This is a genomic window from Streptomyces sp. SID5643 (assembly GCF_009872555.1).
GTDB lineage: Bacteria > Actinomycetota > Actinomycetes > Streptomycetales > Streptomycetaceae > Streptomyces > Streptomyces iakyrus.
Genome location: NZ_WWIC01000352.1, coordinates 1 through 232, shown reverse-complemented (window position 1 = coordinate 232; position 232 = coordinate 1). Strand labels below are relative to the sequence as shown.

1 protein-coding gene is annotated in these 232 nt (G+C 68.1%); it reads right to left on the bottom strand.

What is annotated here, in order from left to right; all coding sequences use genetic code 11:
- A partial coding sequence (locus GTY56_RS41715; protein WP_272923427.1) for an SRPBCC family protein occupies positions 1-232 on the bottom strand: 232 nt, incomplete at both ends.

Sequence of the window (232 nt, the reverse complement as noted above, 5' to 3'; positions counted from 1 at the left end):
ACCTGCGGGCGGACGGTGATCGCGTAGTAGCGGCGGTCCTGGTCCTCGGTGACGCCCGGGATGCGGTCCAGGCCCTCCGAGCCGTCGACGGTGAAGCCCTTGACGTCCGCGCCGAACTCCGCGCCGTGTCCCACGTAGTACTGGGCGGCGTAGCCGTCGGCGAACTCGGGCAGTACCTCGGTGAGTTCGGGGTGGATCGTCGCGCAGTGGTAGCACTCCATGAAGTTCTCGA